Source organism: Paracoccus haeundaensis (assembly GCF_006239215.1).
Classification (GTDB): Bacteria; Pseudomonadota; Alphaproteobacteria; order Rhodobacterales; family Rhodobacteraceae; genus Paracoccus; species Paracoccus marcusii.
In genome coordinates this window covers 162,450-181,065 of record NZ_VDDC01000005.1, presented here as the reverse complement: position 1 = coordinate 181,065, position 18,616 = coordinate 162,450, and the positions used below count along the sequence as shown (strand labels likewise).

At 56.1% G+C, this 18,616-nt stretch carries 14 protein-coding genes and 6 pseudogenes; 11 read left to right on the top strand and 9 right to left on the bottom strand.

Annotation, left to right across the window (positions count from 1 at the left end):
- Positions 1 to 188 precede the first annotated feature (188 nt).
- The 4 genes from FHD67_RS02815 (at position 189) to FHD67_RS02805 (ending at position 1,587) form a co-directional block, all read left to right on the top strand.
- Positions 189 to 458: a hypothetical protein gene (locus tag FHD67_RS02815; RefSeq protein ID WP_218062265.1), complete on the top strand. Its 270-nt coding sequence runs from the start codon at positions 189 to 191 to the stop codon at positions 456 to 458.
- Positions 459 to 475: 17 nt separating this feature from the next.
- On the top strand, positions 476 to 622 hold the full coding sequence (locus tag FHD67_RS20355) for a hypothetical protein (RefSeq protein ID WP_176695035.1): 147 nt from the start codon (positions 476 to 478) through the stop codon (positions 620 to 622).
- A gap of 69 nt (positions 623 to 691) precedes the next feature.
- Positions 692 to 1,327: a peptidoglycan recognition protein family protein gene (locus tag FHD67_RS02810; protein WP_139597749.1), complete on the top strand. Its 636-nt coding sequence runs from the start codon at positions 692 to 694 to the stop codon at positions 1,325 to 1,327.
- 23 nt (positions 1,328 to 1,350) lie between these two features.
- Positions 1,351 to 1,587, top strand: a complete 237-nt coding sequence (locus tag FHD67_RS02805) for a hypothetical protein (protein WP_139597748.1) — start codon at positions 1,351 to 1,353, stop codon at positions 1,585 to 1,587.
- A 53-nt stretch (positions 1,588 to 1,640) separates the two neighbouring features.
- Here the strand turns inward: FHD67_RS02805 and FHD67_RS02800 are convergent, their stop codons facing one another.
- The 3 genes from FHD67_RS02800 to FHD67_RS02790 form a co-directional block, all read right to left on the bottom strand.
- On the bottom strand, positions 1,641 to 2,468 hold the full coding sequence (locus FHD67_RS02800; protein ID WP_139597747.1) for a hypothetical protein: 828 nt from the start codon (positions 2,466 to 2,468) through the stop codon (positions 1,641 to 1,643).
- Between the two features lie 337 nt (positions 2,469 to 2,805).
- Positions 2,806 to 3,471: a hypothetical protein gene (locus tag FHD67_RS02795; protein WP_139597746.1), complete on the bottom strand. Its 666-nt coding sequence runs from the start codon at positions 3,469 to 3,471 to the stop codon at positions 2,806 to 2,808.
- 1,071 nt (positions 3,472 to 4,542) lie between these two features.
- On the bottom strand, positions 4,543 to 5,769 hold the full coding sequence (locus FHD67_RS02790; RefSeq protein ID WP_139597745.1) for an IS256 family transposase: 1,227 nt from the start codon (positions 5,767 to 5,769) through the stop codon (positions 4,543 to 4,545).
- Between the two features lie 345 nt (positions 5,770 to 6,114).
- Here FHD67_RS02790 and FHD67_RS02785 point away from each other — a divergent pair, with 345 nt between their 5' ends.
- The 3 genes and pseudogenes from FHD67_RS02785 to FHD67_RS02775 all read left to right on the top strand — a co-directional run bounded on the left by FHD67_RS02785 (position 6,115) and on the right by FHD67_RS02775 (position 8,679).
- Complete coding sequence (locus FHD67_RS02785; protein WP_139597744.1) at positions 6,115 to 6,522, top strand: hypothetical protein; 408 nt, start codon at positions 6,115 to 6,117, stop codon at positions 6,520 to 6,522.
- A 190-nt stretch (positions 6,523 to 6,712) separates the two neighbouring features.
- A pseudogene (locus FHD67_RS02780) lies at positions 6,713 to 7,969 on the top strand (site-specific DNA-methyltransferase).
- A gap of 242 nt (positions 7,970 to 8,211) precedes the next feature.
- On the top strand, positions 8,212 to 8,679 hold the full coding sequence (locus FHD67_RS02775; protein WP_218062264.1) for a hypothetical protein: 468 nt from the start codon (positions 8,212 to 8,214) through the stop codon (positions 8,677 to 8,679).
- A gap of 54 nt (positions 8,680 to 8,733) precedes the next feature.
- Here FHD67_RS02775 and FHD67_RS02770 read toward each other — a convergent pair whose 3' ends face one another.
- The gene (locus FHD67_RS02770; protein ID WP_139597742.1) at positions 8,734 to 9,267 is read right to left on the bottom strand and encodes a DUF3489 domain-containing protein; all 534 of its coding nucleotides are present in this window, start codon (positions 9,265 to 9,267) and stop codon (positions 8,734 to 8,736) included.
- A gap of 105 nt (positions 9,268 to 9,372) precedes the next feature.
- On the opposite strand from FHD67_RS02770, the pseudogene FHD67_RS21155 reads away from it, so the two are divergent.
- Positions 9,373 to 9,579, top strand: a pseudogene (locus FHD67_RS21155) (hypothetical protein); the annotation flags it as partial.
- Between the two features lie 161 nt (positions 9,580 to 9,740).
- Here FHD67_RS21155 and FHD67_RS02760 read toward each other — a convergent pair.
- The 4 genes and pseudogenes from FHD67_RS02760 to FHD67_RS02745 form a co-directional block, all read right to left on the bottom strand.
- Positions 9,741 to 10,343 carry a hypothetical protein gene (locus FHD67_RS02760; protein WP_139597741.1) on the bottom strand — a complete coding sequence of 201 codons (603 nt, stop codon included), beginning with the start codon at positions 10,341 to 10,343 and terminating at the stop codon, positions 9,741 to 9,743.
- A gap of 212 nt (positions 10,344 to 10,555) precedes the next feature.
- Positions 10,556 to 11,857, bottom strand: a pseudogene (locus FHD67_RS02755) (IS3 family transposase).
- Between the two features lie 52 nt (positions 11,858 to 11,909).
- Positions 11,910 to 12,445, bottom strand: a pseudogene (locus tag FHD67_RS02750) (IS5 family transposase); the annotation flags it as partial.
- 229 nt (positions 12,446 to 12,674) lie between these two features.
- Positions 12,675 to 13,856: a phospholipase D-like domain-containing protein gene (locus FHD67_RS02745; RefSeq protein ID WP_139597740.1), complete on the bottom strand. Its 1,182-nt coding sequence runs from the start codon at positions 13,854 to 13,856 to the stop codon at positions 12,675 to 12,677.
- A gap of 400 nt (positions 13,857 to 14,256) precedes the next feature.
- Here FHD67_RS02745 and FHD67_RS02740 point away from each other — a divergent pair.
- From FHD67_RS02740 to FHD67_RS20675, 3 genes and pseudogenes are all read left to right on the top strand, one after another.
- Positions 14,257 to 14,558: pseudogene (locus FHD67_RS02740) on the top strand (baseplate hub domain-containing protein); the annotation flags it as partial.
- 16 nt (positions 14,559 to 14,574) lie between these two features.
- Positions 14,575 to 15,042, top strand: a pseudogene (locus FHD67_RS02735) (DUF6441 family protein); the annotation flags it as partial.
- A gap of 92 nt (positions 15,043 to 15,134) precedes the next feature.
- On the top strand, positions 15,135 to 16,334 hold the full coding sequence (locus FHD67_RS20675; protein ID WP_218062263.1) for a hypothetical protein: 1,200 nt from the start codon (positions 15,135 to 15,137) through the stop codon (positions 16,332 to 16,334).
- Between the two features lie 341 nt (positions 16,335 to 16,675).
- Here FHD67_RS20675 and FHD67_RS02725 read toward each other — a convergent pair whose 3' ends face one another.
- Entirely contained in the window at positions 16,676 to 17,941 is a 1,266-nt protein-coding gene (locus FHD67_RS02725; RefSeq protein WP_139597739.1) for an HNH endonuclease, read from the bottom strand.
- Positions 17,942 to 18,616 lie beyond the last annotated feature (675 nt).

Sequence of the window (18,616 nt, the reverse complement as noted above, 5' to 3'; positions counted from 1 at the left end):
GCCCTTACAAGGTATGCGGACGAAGCGCGAGCGACAAGCCTGTCAAACACTGCTTTGGCTAGTAACTGGTGCCGCAAGAGGCGGCACCCTATCATTCCCCCACTATCCTGAGCCTCGGCTTCAGCATCTCACCCACGGCGTTCACCCCGGCCCGCAGGGGCGCGTCGATCAAGTGGGCGTAGCGCTGGGTGGTGCCGACCCTTGTGGATCTCGGTGCCGGGTTCCCGGTCGCCACAGCCGGGCTGATCACGCTGACGATCTGGTGCCCGGCGGCGGGCGCTTCGATCTGGCTGCGCGCCGTCAACGAGCTGACCGGCGCCATCTTCGAACAGGAGGTGACGACCGACCTGCCCCAGGCGGCAACCTTCCTCGCCCCGCGCCTCTTCCTGAATAACGGCGCCACCGCCGCGGCGGTCGCTTTCGAATGCACCGGCCTCTACCTCGAGACCGACTTCTGATCCTGAAAGGAGCCCCAATGTCCCCTGCCGCCTCATCCGCCTATGTCGCCGAACTGCGCCAGCAGATCGCGATCCTCTCCGAACGTTGCGCCCTTCTCGCCGCCGAACTGGCCGCAGCAGGGGAAGCCCCAAGCCCGCCGCCCGACCAGCCCGCTGCCGGTTGAACCCTGCCCAGACGGCCCCGCGCCCCGCCCTTCCGGCGGGGTTTTTCTTTGCCCGAAAGGACCACACCCATGACCGACCAAATCGATGCGCTGAAGGCGCTGCAAATGGCGCTGGCGCGCCTCGGTTACTACACCGGCGCGATCGACGGCCTTTTCGGCCCTCGTACCGAGGCCGTGCTGAAGGCTGTCGCGGCCGAGGGTGGCGCGATCCGCACCCTGAAACCTGCGGTCGCGGTGCCAAGCGAACCGATGATCTTCCAGGGCAGCGCCCGCTATCCGGTGGACGAGATCGTCATCCATTGCGCCGCCACTCACCCGGACTGGATGCGCGGACAGCCACTCACCGCCAAGCGCAAGGAGATCGACCGCTGGCACCGCGAAGAGCGCGGCTGGCGCAAGATCGGCTACCACCATGTGATTGATCGCGACGGTGCGATCCTGCCTGGCCGGGCCGAGACTGAAATCGGCGCCGGGGTCGAAGGCCATAACCGCGGCGTGATCCATATCTGCCTGATCGGCGGCGCGGGTTCGGCCGCCACCGATCCGTTCGAGCGCAACTTCACCGCTGCCCAGGATCGGGCCCTTCGGGGCCTGATCGACGCCATCCGCGCCGAGACCGCCATCACCCGCATCACCGGTCACAACGACCACGCCGCCAAAGCCTGCCCGGGCTTCGTCGTGCGCACTTGGATCAACCGGGCCTGAAACCCACCAAAGGAGAGACCATCATGAACCTGATCAATCAACCCAGCCTTCGCCCGACCCGGAAAATGGCCGCAGTCGGCTGGACGAGCCTGCTTGGCCCGATCGTGGCCGCGATCATCGCACCCTGGCTGCCCGGGCTGTCAGAGGCCTGCGGTGGGGAGGTCGGAGCGTCCCTCGTGGCAGGCGGTCTCGCGCTCGCACAGGGGGCCGTGAACTTCGTGGCTGGGTATGTTGTAAAGGATCGGAAAAACAGATCGTAGCCATCATCAACAAGCAGTCACCCGACCCAGGACCACGAAAAAGCTTCAGGCGGTCACCGAAGTAGGGAGGTAAGGCTGCTGTCGGCTTCGAGGCGCTTACGCAGCTTCTCAACTTCAGCATGCCTTTCCGCTCCCAAGACTGCTGCAATAATCTTGGTTGCCTGTTCCAAAACCGCGTCCTTCCTTTTTGGGGCCTTGGCTACTGCTTTCGATATCTCATGAGGAGTCATCGGTGTATCAACACCCTCACCTGCACGCTTCGCGAATTCCTTTTCCAAATGAGAGATCGTTGAATCTGGCACCCAAATTGCAGCCTCGCGAAGCAAACCACTTATCTTTCTCTGCAGGGAGGCCTGCTCCCAATCTTGTGTTCCAATGCGCGAGTAAAGCTGCCCAACTAGCCAACCGAGTTTCGCTTGGAACTCTGCTCGGAGCTGAAGGACCTTTGCTCTCTTACAGGCGGCAAAGTGAAGATCGGATTTTAAAGCGATCGACAGGTTCAGAAAGGCTGCGCAGTCCGATCCAAGGGCGGTACCCTGTCCCTCAAGAAAGAAGTAACCAGGTTCATTGTTGTTGATTAGACGCGAAAGAAATTCCGACGCCTTTGACTTCACTTTATCACTCAACACAGGCAGATCGGCTGTTACGGCCGCGGCGTTGGCCTGAGAAATATGCCGCTCAATCACCAGATCGAGAGATCGGACTGGCGCAATTGAAATATAGGGCGCCTTACATTTTCCACCTGCGCTGCGAACGACGAGATCGCAGCTCTGAGTTAGAACCATAAAGAATAGGTTCTTCGGATGATCGTGGAAATGGGGGTGAACTTGCTTCAGGATATCGTTTATTTCATGGGTCCGAGCAAGGATGTCACCCTGCATTAGCTCATATTGATCTACTTCCTCGTCGTACGTAAAGTGCATATCTTTTATTCATGCTTCAACTTAACGGGACTTACCGAGCATCGTATTGCTTCTTGCGGTCCAACCTTCTACCTCATGGTTGAGTTTACGGATGGCAAGCTTTTTTGATACGGTTGCTGGAGCCATTGAGAGCTTAATTCCCTCAGAAACCACATGGCTAGAAGCACTCCCAGTTATGACAAACTCGTCGCCCTTTCGTTGCACGTACGTCTCAGTGTGCAGCTTGGCACGAGGGGCATTGCCTTCGACCGTCCAACCACCAATGGAGTGACCTGTGCCAGACTTTTTATTGACGCTAGTGACCATTGTCTTCCTCCCCGTAAAGTTGATTTACTAGCTCAGCCGCTTGAGCATAGTTCGTCCACATTCGCCGATAGTCGCTTTCACCACGAAGCACTTGCAGGGCCTGCTCCACCGATGCAATCACATGATGATAATTGAACTTGACTATATGTATCCCTGCGTCAAGCGTGCGGCTTATATTAACTATCACACTGCCGTCGTGATTTCTGAAGCTTGAATTGATGCTTGCCGATGCGGCATCCCATCCCTGCGGCATTTGGTCGACCAAATCCTGCCGAGCCGCGGTAAATCCATTGACGCAAACATCGCTCGGAGCCTCATCACGAAACTCGAAGTTATGCCCAAGTCCGGACACAGGAGTGTGCTTCAGGACGTCGATCATCCGGGCGACGGCATCTTCACAAGCGGCGATTGAGGCCTCACTGGTCTCCGGTGGTGCCACGATAAGAGCATCCGGCCGTACGACATATGAGAAATCGCCGACATTGTAGCGTGGGAATTCGAAAATCATTCCGACACCAGCCGGGATAAGAACCTGAACACGCTCCTCGGCCTGGCGCTGAAGTCCATGACGTAAGACCCACTCCGGAGATAGAATCGCAGTATTCCAAGCACCTGCGATGACCAGGGCGGTTTCCGTCGGGTTGTTCTGTATCATCGCGTTGAACGCCGCCTTCGAAGAATGTCACTCAACCGTAACTACCCTCGAACGACCTCAAGGCGCAAGCGTGCGTTACGTTAGGATTTTGGTGTTCTTCAGCGGTGCCTTACTCTGAGGACTGCGTGGCGCGGTTGCAGCGGTCAAAAGGGCAAGATCTTACGGCGGTCGGCGAGGCCCATCTCGATGAGCCGGTTGAGGACTAGGCAGAACGCACGGGTGAGGAGGTTGAGGCTGCCAGCCAGACGGCGTTTCCTGCCGTGCGCGTTCTTCAGCGGTTTTCGCGCGATCTGCGCCCTGCCGGGCTACTATCCCACTGATCTTGCACTCAGTTTCCGTCCGTTTGTTGACCTATTGTTGACCCGCCGTTCGGACATGCAAAAGCCCCGCGGTGAGGCGGGGCGTAAGGCATTGATAACGTTGCTAGATTTTTGTTGCGGGGGCAGGATTTGAACCTGCGGCCTTCAGGTTATGAGCCAAAGCTACAGAGTAAAGCTGAAGGCTTTGAAATTAAACAGTTGGCATGTAACCATCTCAAATCAAAAAGCCTTCATGCAGACGCTGGTTAATTCCCTGCCCGTTTCGACTGCACTATTTGCGTCAAAACGACAGGCCTCGGTTGAGGTAGCGTTGAGTTAGGCAAGCCCAGGGTTTGCATCATCTACAACACCCATTCAGTCTGTAGTTTCCAAGCGGCTCCTGCCGGGTCCAGGAAAAGTCTCAGCCACTCTATCACTCAGCATCAATGAGAGAGAGGAAGTACATCATTGACAGAATCAATGAATAGTTACAATTTTTATAACTAGAGATAGGGGGTAGGGACTATGGATATAGACCAGAGAACACTCGATATCCTGATAAAAAGCAAAGCTCTTCTGGATGCGATCAAAAGTGACCCGCTCACGCCATATCTAGCTAGCACGGACACTGAAAGTAGCGAGGCATCAGAGACCTCTGAGGATACCGAAGGATCAGAAACGACAGAGCATAGTGAAGACAAAGAAGGGTCGTGTCGCGAATGTGGTGGAAATTGGCGAGCAGCGCGCTCCGAGCATGTAACGTTGGCTCCGGTCAGGCCGCGAGGTCAAGAGACATCGGCACGAGAGGCTGAGAAAGGGTTTCCCAGCCATCGACTTTTCGCATCTGGATCTGCCCTGACGCCAGGAGCGCCCAGAGCAGCATCGGCACGGTTTCAGCGCAGGGCAGCACGGTCTGGGTCTTGATGCGGCGGCGGAACTCCTCGTTCAGACGCTCAATGGCGTTGGTGGTCCGTGCGGATTTCCATTGCGACGGATCGAGGCGGGTGAAGCTGAAGAGGCGATCGCCGGCCTCCTCAAGGCTATCGGCCACGGCCCGGCACTTGAGCTTCCACTTGCGGAGGAAGGCCTTGCGGCGCGTCTCGATCTCGGCGGCGCTGTCGGCATAGATCATGTCGCGGTAGTCTTCGCTCAGCTCGTCATGCAGGCGCTTGGGCGCGTGGCCAAGCAGGTTGCGGTGCTTGTGAACCGTGCAGCGCTGGATGGGCAGGTCCCCGCCCCAGAGCGCCACGAGCGCGGCTTCAAGGCCGGGGGCGCCGTCAACGATTACGAACTCGGGCCGCCTGAGGCCCCGCGCGTCCAGGTCGGCAAGGAAGCTGCCCCAGGCAGCCGTGCTTTCGCCGCCCATGTTCCTGATCGAGAGGAGCACCTTTTGTCCGTCGCGGCGGATGCCGATCGCCGCCAGCACCGAGATGTTGGTGGCCTTGCGGTCCAGCCGGGTCTTGATGACGGTGCCGTCGAGGATGAGCCGCACGATCTCTTCGCCGGTCAGGTCGCGGGCGGACCAGGCGTCCCAGTCGACCTTCACCTTGCGCCAGGCGCGGCTGACCACGTCCTTGCTCACCGCCCCTTCGAATAAGCCAAACAGCGCCCGCTTGACGCGCCGGGTATTGGTGCCGGCCAGATAGACCGCCGCGATCAGGGCCTCGGCCTTCTTGGTCAGCCGCCTGTAGCGGGGCAGTGCCTTCGAGCGCCATTCGGTGATCTTGCCGGCTTCGTTCTCGATCCGAGCACGAGGAACCCGCACCGTCTCGGTGCCGAATGTGCCGGTCAGCTGCCGATCGCGGTGCCCGTGGCGGTAGCCCCTGGCCCGCTCATTGCCGCGGCCGTAACGAAGCCGACCAAGAAAGACGGCCAGTTCCTCTTCGAACATGGCCTCAATGGTGGCACGGACATTTGCCCGCAGGCGGTCCTCGATCGGATCATACCCGCCTGCGTCGGGCAGTAGCGAAAAGGACGAGCTGTCGGTATTCTGCTTCATGGCGTGATCTCCCTGGCGGTTGCAGCCGCCGGCTGGGTGGGTGTCAGTTCACCCGGAGATTACGCCGCCATCCAATTTCTACCACTTCCGAGACACGACCCAAAGAAGGCAAGGAAGGCACAGAAGATTCTGAGGGAAGCGAAGGCAGCGAGAGCAGCGAGGATACTGAGCAGAGTGAAAACACTGAAAATAGCGAGACCTCGGAAAGTAGTGAAGATACGGAAGACGCTGAAAGTGAATACTAAAGCCTAATTGCTCCCTATATCTACCCTCCGAATCCTGATTATCTTACAAACGAAGAATTCCGCATGCATCACGATAGAATTATGGAGCTAAAGGATGTTCTTGAACAAAGATATTCTCTTAAGCTCTAGCCAACAACTTGATGTAACTTCTAATCTTTACAGTTCAGAAAGTTGGCACGAAGAAAATTTAACTCCCCCCGCCCCAATCACCAAAGGCAACTTGGTATTCCCGCCTTACAATTTTAATTATAGATTAACCATTACACATGATGGTACGCCTTCATTGCAGGATTCGCTCCCGGACGATACTACGCTGTTTTGCCTTCCTTATGATTTCAATGGCAACTTAATAAAATTCGAGCCTGAGGTTTTCTCCTCCGCTTGGGCATATCTTTATTTCTCACGATCCGCTACGCTGGATTCTTTTACGGAATTCAGGGAAGCCACTTTGCGAAAGCCACCCGCACCGGAAGCCAACCAATGGAAGCCACCTGAGAGAAGCTGCTGAATCCACTCGCGATTAAATGTTGACAGGCTGCCCGTCTTGACTCATACATAAATCATCGATGAACCGCGCCCGGAGGTATGACCTCGCGGGCGCTTTTGTTTTTCTTTATCCCTGCGACAAATGCCGGCGCCGAGGTCCCTTGATGGACCTGGCATTCGGCGTCGGGCAACCCAATACATCGAGACCATTCATGGACCTTGTCTTCGCGCCAAGCGAGATCGAGACGTGGCCAATTGACCGGCTGCGCCCCTATGCCCGCAATGCCAAGATCCATGGCAGTGACCAAGTTGCCAAGATTGCCGCCAGCATGGCAAAGTTTGGCTGGACGGTTCCCTGCATGGTGGCTGACGATGGCGAGTTGATCGTCGGCCACGGCCGCGTACTGGCAGCGACGATGCTGGGGCTGACGGATGTGCCAGTGATCCGGCTGGGTCACCTCGACGAAGCCGAGCGCCGGGCCTATCGCATTGCTGACAACAAACTGACTGAGCTCGGTGAATGGGACGAGGCCGTCCTGCGCGACGAGATTGCCGGGCTGCTGGCCGAGGATTTCGATCTGTCGTTGCTGGGCATTACCGACGAGGATTTGGATGCACTGCTGCGGGACCCGGACACTGCTGACGGCGATGGTCCAATGGAGGGCGAGGACGACGTCCCAGAAGCACCCGTTTCACCGGTCTTTGTCCCGGGTGACCTATGGCAGCTGGGATCGCACCGGCTGATCTGTGGCGACAGCACATCGGCCGACGTCGTCGGGCGGCTGTTTGGTGACGTAAAGCCGTTGCTGATGGTGACCGTCCCACCCTACGGCGTGGAGTATGATCCCAGCTGGCGCAACCAGGCGGGTGCGGCAAAGACCAAACGCACCGGCAAGGTACTAAATGACGACCGGGCCGATTGGCGCGAGGCCTGGGCGCTGTTTCCGGGCGATGTGGCCTACGTCTGGCACGGCGCCCTGCACGCCGCGACGGTTGCCGAGAGCTTGACCGCGGCAGGCTTCACCGTTCGCTCGCAGATCATTTGGGCCATGGACCGGCTGGTGCTGAGCCGCGGGGATTATCACTGGCAGCATGAGCCGTGTTGGTATGCAGTTCGCAAGACCGGCAAGGGTCACTGGGCCGGGGATCGCAAGCAGACCACGCTGTGGTAGATCGCCAACAAGGATCAGGATGCTGCCACTGTTCATGGCACCCAGAAGCCGGTGGAATGCATGCGCCGCCCAATCATGAACAACTCCAGTCCAGGTCAGGCGGTGTATGAACCGTTCATGGGATCTGGAACCACGCTGATCGCAGCGGAAGCCACCGGAAGGGTATGCTTCGGGATCGAGCTGAACCCAGTCTACGTGGATGTGGCGGTGGAACGCTGGCAGCTGTTTACGGGAGATACTGCGGTGCTAGCCGATAGCGGTAAAACGTTCGCAGACGTTAAGGCGAAAAGTATCTAGCTCACCAGTTGCCGGGACACCTATGGTACAAATGCCTCGACCTGAAACAATTGCTTGAGAAGATAATGGCGACGACGACCCATTGGGACTGGAGTGATCCGAAAGGACAAAGACGTCTCCATACCGTAGGTGACCACATCCTATGGTCCTATTCGGCGCTGACCGTCACTCGCATAGCAATGTCATGCGAAAAGGCCGGGAAGCCTCACCCGTACCGAGACGGCCGAACCAAGGGCGCCAATATGATGATGAAGCAGTACGAGGGGCTGCAAAAAAACATTACCAATCTGGACCGGGATGATCGCTTGGCCCAAGGGGGCTCCGCAGTTTGTGCCCACTTCGGGTGCTCTGCGATAACATTCCACTTCGACCACCTAATTCCGCAGAGCAAAATCAAAGACGACTACATCCCGCTGAACCAGGTTCGCTCTTGCCCACGCTGCAATACGAGCCGCGGCAATAAAGAGCTGATGGTTTGGCACCGCGAGAACAGAACATTCCCAAGCCTGGCTGTGCTGCGCCGATATCTCAAGCTGTGTTACGGGTATGCCAAACATCGGGAATGCCTGGACGACTTGGCTAAGGACGCGTCAAAAAATGGCTTGCCGTTCGACCCTGTGGCGCTTCCTCGGAAATTGCCTCCCTTGGAGCAGCTCGTGTGGGACTATGCCCACCCGGAATTCTGGCCGGCGCAGGGTGAAGTTACTTGAGTATCTGAAGAGCTTGGCAGTCCGATCAAACCCTCGGTCAGCCAGGCCTCCGGCTTAAGCAACCCGATAGACCCGCCCCCTGCCCTCCTCCTTGGCGGAGGTCACCGTCAGCCCCAGCTTCTTGCCCAAGGCGCCGGACATCGCGCCACGGGCGGTGTGAGCCAGCCACCCAGCGGCGGCAACGATCTCAGCCATCGTGGCGCCGCTGGGGTCTTGCAGCATCTCGATCAGCATAGCTTGCTTTGTCCCCGCTCGCGGTGTTGGCGACTTGGGTGCTGACGTCTCGGAGGTGCGCTTAACAATCGTGACTGTCGGCGGCTTCAGAGGAGGGTCGATCCCGATAGCTAGCAACCCCTTGTCGGTGACCATCAGCGTCGTGCCATGCCCATCGCCGGTCTCACGCCACAGCGGCTCATTGCGACGGAGATTGGCATCAACCTCCTGTAGCCAGCCAAGTGCGATCATGCGGGTCACCGCCATCTTCGCCGCCGCGCCATGCAGTCCGGGCGGCAAAGGCATTGCAATATGGTCCGGGCGCTGGGCGCCGGCAGTCAAAACTGCAGGTTGGGTTTCCGACAATCTGGTCATCGCTTGATCTCCGAGTGGCGTCGTCGTCCCGGCATCGCTCTGTCATCGAGTTTAATCAACTAAATTCACAGCAATATCATTGCGATCATCGACACAGGACCTGCCATGGAGGGGATGAGCGAGCGCGAGTACTCCACCCATTCCGGCCTGTCGCGTGGGGCGATCCAAAAGGCCCGCAAAGCCGGGCGGCTGGTGGTCAATAGCGATGGCTCGATCAATGCCGCGGCGTCCGATGCGCGCCGAGGGGCGCCTGAACACCAAGGGACGCGCTGTGGCGTCACGATCAAAGACCGGCCTCGGCGTGGCGACGGTGCCGATCTTCCTGCTATTGTCGCAGGTCTGGCTTCGGAAACGACTCGACCTGGCACGGGCTGCAGGGCAGGCATGGGACAGCATACCTGGGAGCATTGCCAAAAATTGGAAGATAATTTGAATAGCTAAAACGCATTATGATTCAAAATTTTCTATGCTAACTACACGCCGAATAGGGATAGAATATTGCTTAATAATCCCAGCACGTCACTAGCGACCGCTATAGTGCCAATCAAGGTAACACTGGCAAATAATGTTTGCAGTTTTCGTACAGGGTTTTTTGAGAGTTCTTGAACTGTTGCAACGTCACGCGGCTTTACCTTCCTCGCAACAGGGGTACCTATAACGTTCGCTTGCTCAAAATAGGCGTCATTTGTATCGCATTTTCCCGCACTGCTAGCCTCATTTATGCCCTTTTGATTAGCAATTAGAGGCAGCTTCTTCCTCTGCGTCAATTCGAACAACACTTGTTCGCTGATACTATCTGCAAACAAGCATGCGGCCTCGATAATATTAGGCTCTTGATTGTATAGATCTGCAAGTTCAGCTTCTCCACGGGCAGTCAGTACATAGAATCTCCAAGACGGAAGAGAGCTATCACTAGCCACAGATCGAAACGTAACTAAACCTAAATCTTCAAGGTAAGCATAACTACCTTCTGCCTTGCTATCATTTGAATTTGATACACCATGAATGATGGCACCATCTGAATTCCGGTCAGCATTTATAATGGAGAGCCAGAAAAATTTCTCAGCTCCAGACATATGGAAAAAAAAGAAAAAAAAGAAAGCACGTACTCCTTAATGAAGGCAGAAAATTCGATGCTTGGCACGCTAGAAGCAGAAGCAATGCTCGATCAAGCCTTTTTCGGGTTTCTTCGTAAGTTTAGTGTCACAGCGAAGGTGTATGGCACGCAGTGACGCGCATGACATATTGCAACGTCGGTACCTGGTCTTGCCCCCGTTTCACCGGACACTCAGGCAGTTGCGGTTTGAGCTGCGATGAACTCGCGAGGCGAGCGCATCTTCAGCCCTGAATGCGGGTGATTGTCGTTGTAGTCCTCGATCCAGCCTCCGATCAATCCGAGAACGGTTTGGGCGTCTGGTAGCGGCGTCACTTGGACGTAATCGCGCTTGAGCGTCTTCACGAATGGCGAGACCTTGTCCGCCATTGGTCCGAGGACAATGGTCGAGCGACATGCCATTGCTCTGAGGGCTCCGGACCGGGGTGAAGCAAGGCTTCAGACCAAGTTGGCGCGCGAAGATCTGCGTGTCCCTGGCGATGTAGGGTGAGCCGTTGTCGGACAGCATCTCGACGACCGCAGGCGCACGGTATGTTCCGAAGCGACGCTCGACGGCCTCTAGCATGATGTCGCGGATGTCTGACCCGCTGACCCCTGCATTTACGACGGCACGCCAAGCGATGATTTCGCGGTCGTGGGCATCGATGATGAAGGCACCGCGGACGATATCGCCATTCCAGCAGGTGAACTCGAACCCATCCGAACAGTGAGCCGGTGAGGCGCCACTGGTTCGAGCCCACCGGCGAACGCAGGTTAGAGCGTATAACGATGACCTTGCCGTCGTGAACATGCTCGGGACGCTCCGTATATGTCCGCGCAAGCAGCAGGCTATGGGCCTGCATGATCCTGTAGACCCTTTTGTGATTGACCGGTGCCAAGCATTCTGACCGCAGCTGGCGGTTCAGGATCGCGGTGATGCGGCGGTAGCCATAAGTCGGCCGGGACGTCACCAGCGTGGTGATCCGCGGCACCAGCTCACCGTCTTGCGCCTTGTGGTAGCGCCGACGCGGCTTCGTCTTGCCCTTCAGTCGATCGACCAGGTTCGAGCGGGCCACACCGAGGGTTTCTGCCACGACCTTCACCGGAAACCGCCTGTCAGCGGCGACCGCACATGCCAGGTCGGTTTTTTTGAGCGTGACTTGTCCAGGGCCTCGCGCAGGATCTCGGCCTCAAGCGTCTTGCAGCCGAGATGCCGTTCAAGTTCGCGGATGCGATCCTCGAGCTGCCGCACGACCTTGTTGCTGGTGACGTCATCATCCTCGGTCACGGCGACACTCCCCCCTTCGAGCATGAGCCTTCGCCAACGATACGAGCCAAGTTGGGTGCAACGCCATTGCGCCGCGCAACAATGGAAATGCTGGCGTGATCCTCCAGCGTCTCCTCGACGATCCGCAGCTTTTCGGCAGCAGTCCAGCGGCGCCGACGACCGCCATCGGTGATGATCTCAATCTCAGACATAAGCACGTGCTCAGGCATATACCTAAGCCTCCATGGCTATGCCCAAATGTCCGGTCGAAACGGGGGCAAGTTCAGAGTCATAGCCTCGATCTGCATCAGCAAAGCAGGCGCGGGCAGATTATCGTCCATCAAAGCCCCAATAATCCGTTGTTTGACCCGGTGTGATGTCCGACCTCATGGGCAGGCCTGCGCCATTGACGCGGAGATGGATCTTGGTCGCAAAACCACCTCTTGAGCGGCCAAGACCCTGTCTCGGCGTCCCTCTTTTGCGCCCGCTGCCTGATGATGGGCGCGAACCACTGTGCTGTCGATCATCTGAAGTGCGTCCGGCACGATCCGGCTTTCGTTCAGGGCCTCCAGGATCTACTCCCACAAACCCGCCAGGGTCCAGCGTCGGAACTGGCGGTAGACGCTGGACCACTTCCCGAACTCTGCCGGCAAGTCACGCCACTGCGAGCCTGTCCGGGCTATCCAGAAAATCCCATCGAGAACGAGCCGATGGTCGGTAGGTTTGCGCCCGTTCGGCGCTCGGATGGCAAGAATGAAGCGCTCGTGAAAAGCCCATTCTTCGTCCGACATCAAATCTCGTGCCAAGCTGGTCTCCATCACAGATACCAGCTTGAATCACAATCAGCGCGCCCTGTGAATCCTTTTTGTCAACACGGCCTAGTGTACGCTCGGCCATGTTCTTCGCTGATGTAGAAGCAGCGAGAAGTTTGGTCCATACCAACCATTCGTGCATTACTTGGCGAATGGTTGGTATGGACCAGAACTGTCGGGTGATCCATTGCTTAAAATTCAGATGCAGCTATAAGATAACAACAGAAAAAGCGAATTAGTTGGAGGGATAAGCCAGCCAAATCACGGTATCCAGTTCAGCAATGTTTTTTGCCGGATGCTCTGGATTCTGATGGAGCGATAGACGAAGCCTCAGCGCCAAGTCGAGGTATCTCGCTCCTTCTGACATTCCAGGTGAACCGCGAAAATTCTTGTCTAAAAGATAACGCTGAACTGGCTGATTCAAAACCGGGTATAACTCCGGAAACTCCAGGCAAAGCATTTCTGATAAGAAGGCTTTCCTAGCTGGGTTATTTGCGTCTGCTAAACGATCAATTTCAGAAACCGCAGTGTCGTCCCGAGTGGAAGTAGTTGCATCGACGATCTTAAGATAGCTTTCAGCCAGCTGTTTGAAATTGGCTTCCTTTCCTCTTCGCTCCCAACCCTTACCCTGTAAACGGCCTCCTACTTCACCACCCCAGTATCTTGGAAGTTGGTCATAGAACCTGGAGGAGCTGATAGTGCCGGCGCCGCATTGACGAAAGAGTTCAATTAAACCATCCCGATTTTCTCGAAACCGTTTAAGCTGCTTCCGGCGCTTCCTGACAGCTGTCTCCGCTCCTGTTGGATTCGGCAGCTGTATTGGCAGCACCTCAGCTATCTGAACATTGTTTTTATGGGGTCTTGGGTCGCTCCCTCCGCGTGGTTTACTCTCACGGTAGGAATTAAGCCAGTCTGGCGATATCGGGACCGAAAAAGCAGCCATTTGATCCACCCAATCTCGTGCTCGATCGAAATCTTTTGAACTAATCGGCAATGCGACATTTGCTTCATAGTTTTTTTCAAATGCAGCTAGCGAAAGATTAGACGAGCCAATAACAGCGTAGGATTGCCCGCCTGCCTCGCGCCAAAATATAGCTTTGGGGTGAAATCCCTGAATTTGATCGGCAACCCGAAAATGAACCTTGTGTTTTGCAGGAACCCACTTTAGGACATCCTTGCAAGCTAGCTTTCGCGTAATTCCAAAGTCTTTTCCGACTATCATCCTGAAGCGCGCACAGTTCTTGTTAAGCTTCGTGGTGCTATCCCAGTTTGTTAAGTATGCATTGACGATTAGAAGCTCAACTGCCGAGTTAAATGCACGATGGTAAAATGATTTTAAATTGCTATCCTCGTTTTTAGAGTGAAAAAAGAGGTGAAACGATTTCGTACATTCAATAGTTCCTGATACATGATTCATTAGCGTACCATTTTACCTAACTTGCATATTGTTGGGATAGATACTGATACGGCCGTTTCTGGCCAAGGAAGACTTAACTGAATGTGTCGACCGGACGATTCGGATTTTACTAAATTTTACGGGTAAGGCCAAACAGCTGCGATCATGCCCACGAGGGTTCGCCGCCGAGCAAAGCGGAAAGCCGGTCATTCAACAAATTTTCTTGCCTTAGCGCGGCCAGAAATCTTGTGAAGCTGACGACATCCACAATGATGTCAGTCTGATCGAGCTCATTCGGCCCCTCTGCCCTTCTGATAGTCTTCGGATTGTCAGTAACCAGATGCACCATAATCTCACTCACCCCTAACGCACCGATATTACGCAGAATGGTGTGAATAGTCCCTGTACTCAAGGACATCCCGTGAAGACGTTTAACGCCGCCCTGCAGGCCCATCTCGACGATGGCACGACGACGCTGTGCCAGGGCTGCGACTGTCCCGTGCCGACGGTGTCGCACTCGGGTTCACCGATCATGACCAGGCACTGGAATTAGACGGCAGCTCCTTCGAGCCGGAGAGCGGCTTTGCTGCCTCGGAAATCCGCTCCAGTTCCGATCTGGGTGTTGACGACCAGGATGTGGCAGGGGTGCTGAGCTCAGACAGGATGACCAAGACGGACATCCTGGACAGACGCTGGGACAATGCCAGCGTGGAGCTGTGGCGGGCGATCGCACACCCAAAATTCGATCCGGCTGGCAACCTATCCGAAGGGCAGCGCTAGTCTGAACGCAGCCGCATTGGTTTGGTCGAACGCGCCGGTCATCGTTGGCGCCCATGATGCGGGGCCACTGATCCGATCGAACGATGGATTCTGGTTGGCGATCCCGACAGCAGCTGCGGGCAAGTCGACCCGCGGGGTCCGGATCACGCCCGGCGAATGGGAGCGTCGCACGGGTCTCCGACTGCGGTTCATCTATCGGCGCCGCGGGCCAAGCCTGCTGGTCGCAGAGGGGTGCCTGAATACCAAGGGGCGCGCTGTGGCGTCGCGATCAAAGAATGGCCGCGGCGTGGTGACGGTGCCGATCTTCCTGCTGGTGCCGCAGGTCAAGCTAGGGAGAAGGCTCAATCTGGCACAGGCTGCACGGCAAGCGGTAGACAGCGTGCCAGGGAGGTTCGTGGCGGGGTGGAGCAACACCGTCGAATATTAATCGATTCCACTGGAATACTCAGTCAATTCCCTTGCAGTTCTCGCCCTTGCTAGCTCAGATCAGATACAATTGATGTTTCCCTAGAGGTTGTGATGAATTCGTTTCTGGCTGCGCTGTTGACGTCGACTATTTTTGCCCACCCAGCTTTTTCAGAAGTCACGTTTCCGGAAAGTCGGAAGTTCGTCGGAACGGACGAGTTCTATGTTCTGGAAAGCTTTGGCGACTGGGACACCCTCTGTATGAAGGCACAAAATGGCGAGGATTTCTGCCTCGCTAACTTAGAGTTCGAAGAACCAACCCTGGCTCTGGCACTTGAGCTAGCAGTTTGGCCGTCGGTATACCCACTGGGCGATGCAAGGGCCGATGTCGATACGGTTCCACGGGCCTCCGTCTCAGTCGACCCCAGGTCCGTTGCTGAGCACTACGAAAACTACTCGGCATTTATCAGCACCATAGACGATCAAAGCTTTGACGGCTTTTGGTGCAACATTACCGATGAGGATTGTGATCGCGGACCCAGCCTTGCACGTGCTGAAACCAACCAGCTGCTGTCAGGGCGAACGGCAGAGATCTCGCTTTTTTCTCGCTTGGATGCGACGAACGACGCCCCTGCAGTGGCAACAGTCGAAGTTTCAGTAGGGAATCTGCGCCAAGCCTTCGAAAGGGCCGCGGCATTCAACGCTGAGATACTTGGTTACGACCCAGAGGACATGGTTGAAACTCGCACTTGTGGTTTTAAGCTCGCTGGCGAAGACAAGCGGATTTCGTATGTTTACGATGAAGACTACCACGCAGAGAACAGCACGTTTCGCGAGAACATGTTAGGGTCAAAAGGTGGTGATTGCCCAAGCTATGTTACTATAGCATATGCCGCACCAGATGCGACCTCAGCTCAACAAAAGCTCTTTTGCTTGTCCTATGACAAGACGACCGAACAGTACTTGGGCTTTGAGGAAGGGGCGCAGAACGCCTACGGCCTGTGCAAGCAACCCAAGCGGAGCTTTTGCGAGCGTGTCAACGCATCTACGACGGCTGCGACCTCTATTGCCGGGTTCGGCAGTGGCGTGGTGGGATCGGCAGTCGGGTCAACAAACGTGGCCGGAGTGTCCGTCGTAGCACACAGCTCGGGAGCTTACATTTTGACAGGGACATCTGGTTATATCGCCGGCACGTTAGGAACCATCGGCACCTCGGCGCTTGCTGTGCTCACGGCACCGGCTACCATTGCAGGTGCGGCGGTTTCAGTCGTAGCACTCGGCGGCGCCGTCTATGTTTGCTCAGGTACAAACTGACGGACTTGCTGGGATTGCTCTCCATCTTAGGCAAGACAAATCGGTTGTCGGTGTCGACGATTGCACTATCCGATCACTGATTGCGGCGTGGTTCACGACGACCAGTAGACATCCTTGCCGACCGGGCCTGGCCATATTTTGTCAGGGTGCAGCTCATGGATCCAGATGAGGGGCCATGCGGATGTTGCCCGTGCAAGGCTCAACGCGCCCGCCGAGTCGTCGGCAAGCGCGTATCCCCAGCGGCAGCACTGGCGGTCATCGGTCCAACAGGCTTCGAGTTTCCAAACTTGCATGCTAACAGGAGTGCACACGATTGCTGAAAAAATGGTTAGCGAGGTCCGTCAGGCTGCCTTCTTGAGAATGAATTTCCGGTGGTATGAGAGGTAAGGCAGCTGTTCGGCTCGGAAAGGCCCACAAACCGTCCCCTCTTCGATTTGCCACTTCGCCAAAGTCTCCTCATCACATCCGATACCCAGCAGGATGGCGCCATCGTCAGTAAAGCTGAGATATCCCCGGTCAAAAAGGTGGTCGATGTGAGGGCTCAGCAACAGACCGTTATTGCCGTCAAGCTTCTCAAAGTCCGTTGATGCCGCCCACGGCTTGATGTGACTTGCTCTGAGGTGCTGGAGGTTGGTGACCCCAGTCACCCGGCAGGCCTTCTCAAACTGCACGAGGTTGGATCGGTAAATGCCTTGCCCGCGTCGAGACTGGACCAGCCGAAGCTTCTTCGTTTCGCCGATATCCGTTCGGTTCGAAATGGCTTTTTCGACCTCAGCTTCGGTTTGGTCAATCGCGATATCTACAGCTTGCGGGCTGACAGGCGCATTCAATGTTGCGACATCCCACTGGCCACCAAGCAACCGTATGAGGATCTCCGCCATCTCGGCTGGAACAACGGCGAGATACGCCCCTTGATTGCCATCTCCGTTTGCTTGGATCGGTGAGTACTTCTCGGGCAGTGTCGGGGCTAAAACACCCATGTGATCTTTGACACGCAACGGCTGATCAAGCTTCGAAAACGAGACAGGAACCCGCCAGCCCTCGTTCAACCACGCACTCCCTGCTGCCCCAAATTCAGTTGGCTTCGGCATAAGGATGGCCGGCGCAACGCACACACCAACGGCTCGGAGTTTTGCGTTCGCAAAGGAGAAGACAACGTCACCCGGCCGGACACGCTTCATGTTCTCGTAAAACTCGTGGCGTCCGCCGTCGCTGCGGGTCAGCGGCGACCAAAGATAGCCACCATCTACTTCATGCTTGTAGGTTTGCTTGTTGTTCACCCACCAAAAGGACCGGCCTTTAATCTTTGGTTCAGCCGCGAGAGCTTCTAAGTCCAATATTTCGAAGCCGAGGCCCGTCAGGTGGGGGACGACATAACCGAGACCGCCGCTGTGCTCCTCATATTTCATTGCCCCTAGATCCGGGCGCGCATACCCCCGCGCAACACCGAAGATCGCCTTTGAATCGTAGAGGTTTCCATCTTGTCGAAGGAAGTACCGTTTGGCTTCGCCGTACCCGTACTTCTTCAAAAATTCACCGCGCCCATCCGCATCGAACTCATCGATGGCCTGAAGGACAGCTGCCCGATCAATATCCAGGATGCTCAAGCTCACAGTCTCCAAATGTCTTTGCCGCCGCATTCTCTGAGGGGCTGATAAAATTGATGACGACATTTTCCGGGCAGCCGTCGCAATGCGATGCCGGTCCTGCCCCACAAGGCAACGATCCGCTATGTTACATTGGGAGGTGCATCATGCGACACCGTTTAGCAGCGTGTCGAGTACAGTCGCGGTGACGGCTCCTACGGCCACGTCGCCGAAGGCAGTTCGAAATTGATTAGGTGAGATTGTCCCTGACCACAAACTACGACCAGCGGCAAATGCACCGGATACAAGGGTCGACATTGCAACACCCTCACCGAGTTCGCGCACCCTCCTTCTACACTAAATCTCCCAGGCTTCATCATAAGCTACATCAGCTAAGCCACCGCGATAATTAGACACTTTGAAGGTAAAAATTGTTTGATCGGAGGCCGGCGATCGGCAAAGGCTATAACGTCACCCTTATGCCGATGCTTTATTTTTCAGGATCCACATGAAAATTTTTACCCGCTGTTTCTTCACCTTTGTGGCATTTGCACCCCTTGGACATTCGTCGGTGTTTGCGGCCGATATCCAGATTACGCAGGGGGATACCACAACACCGTCCATCATCGACATCACCGGGCCAATCGAAAGTGGAGATGCCGATCAATTCTATAATCTCGCGCAGCGCACTGAGAG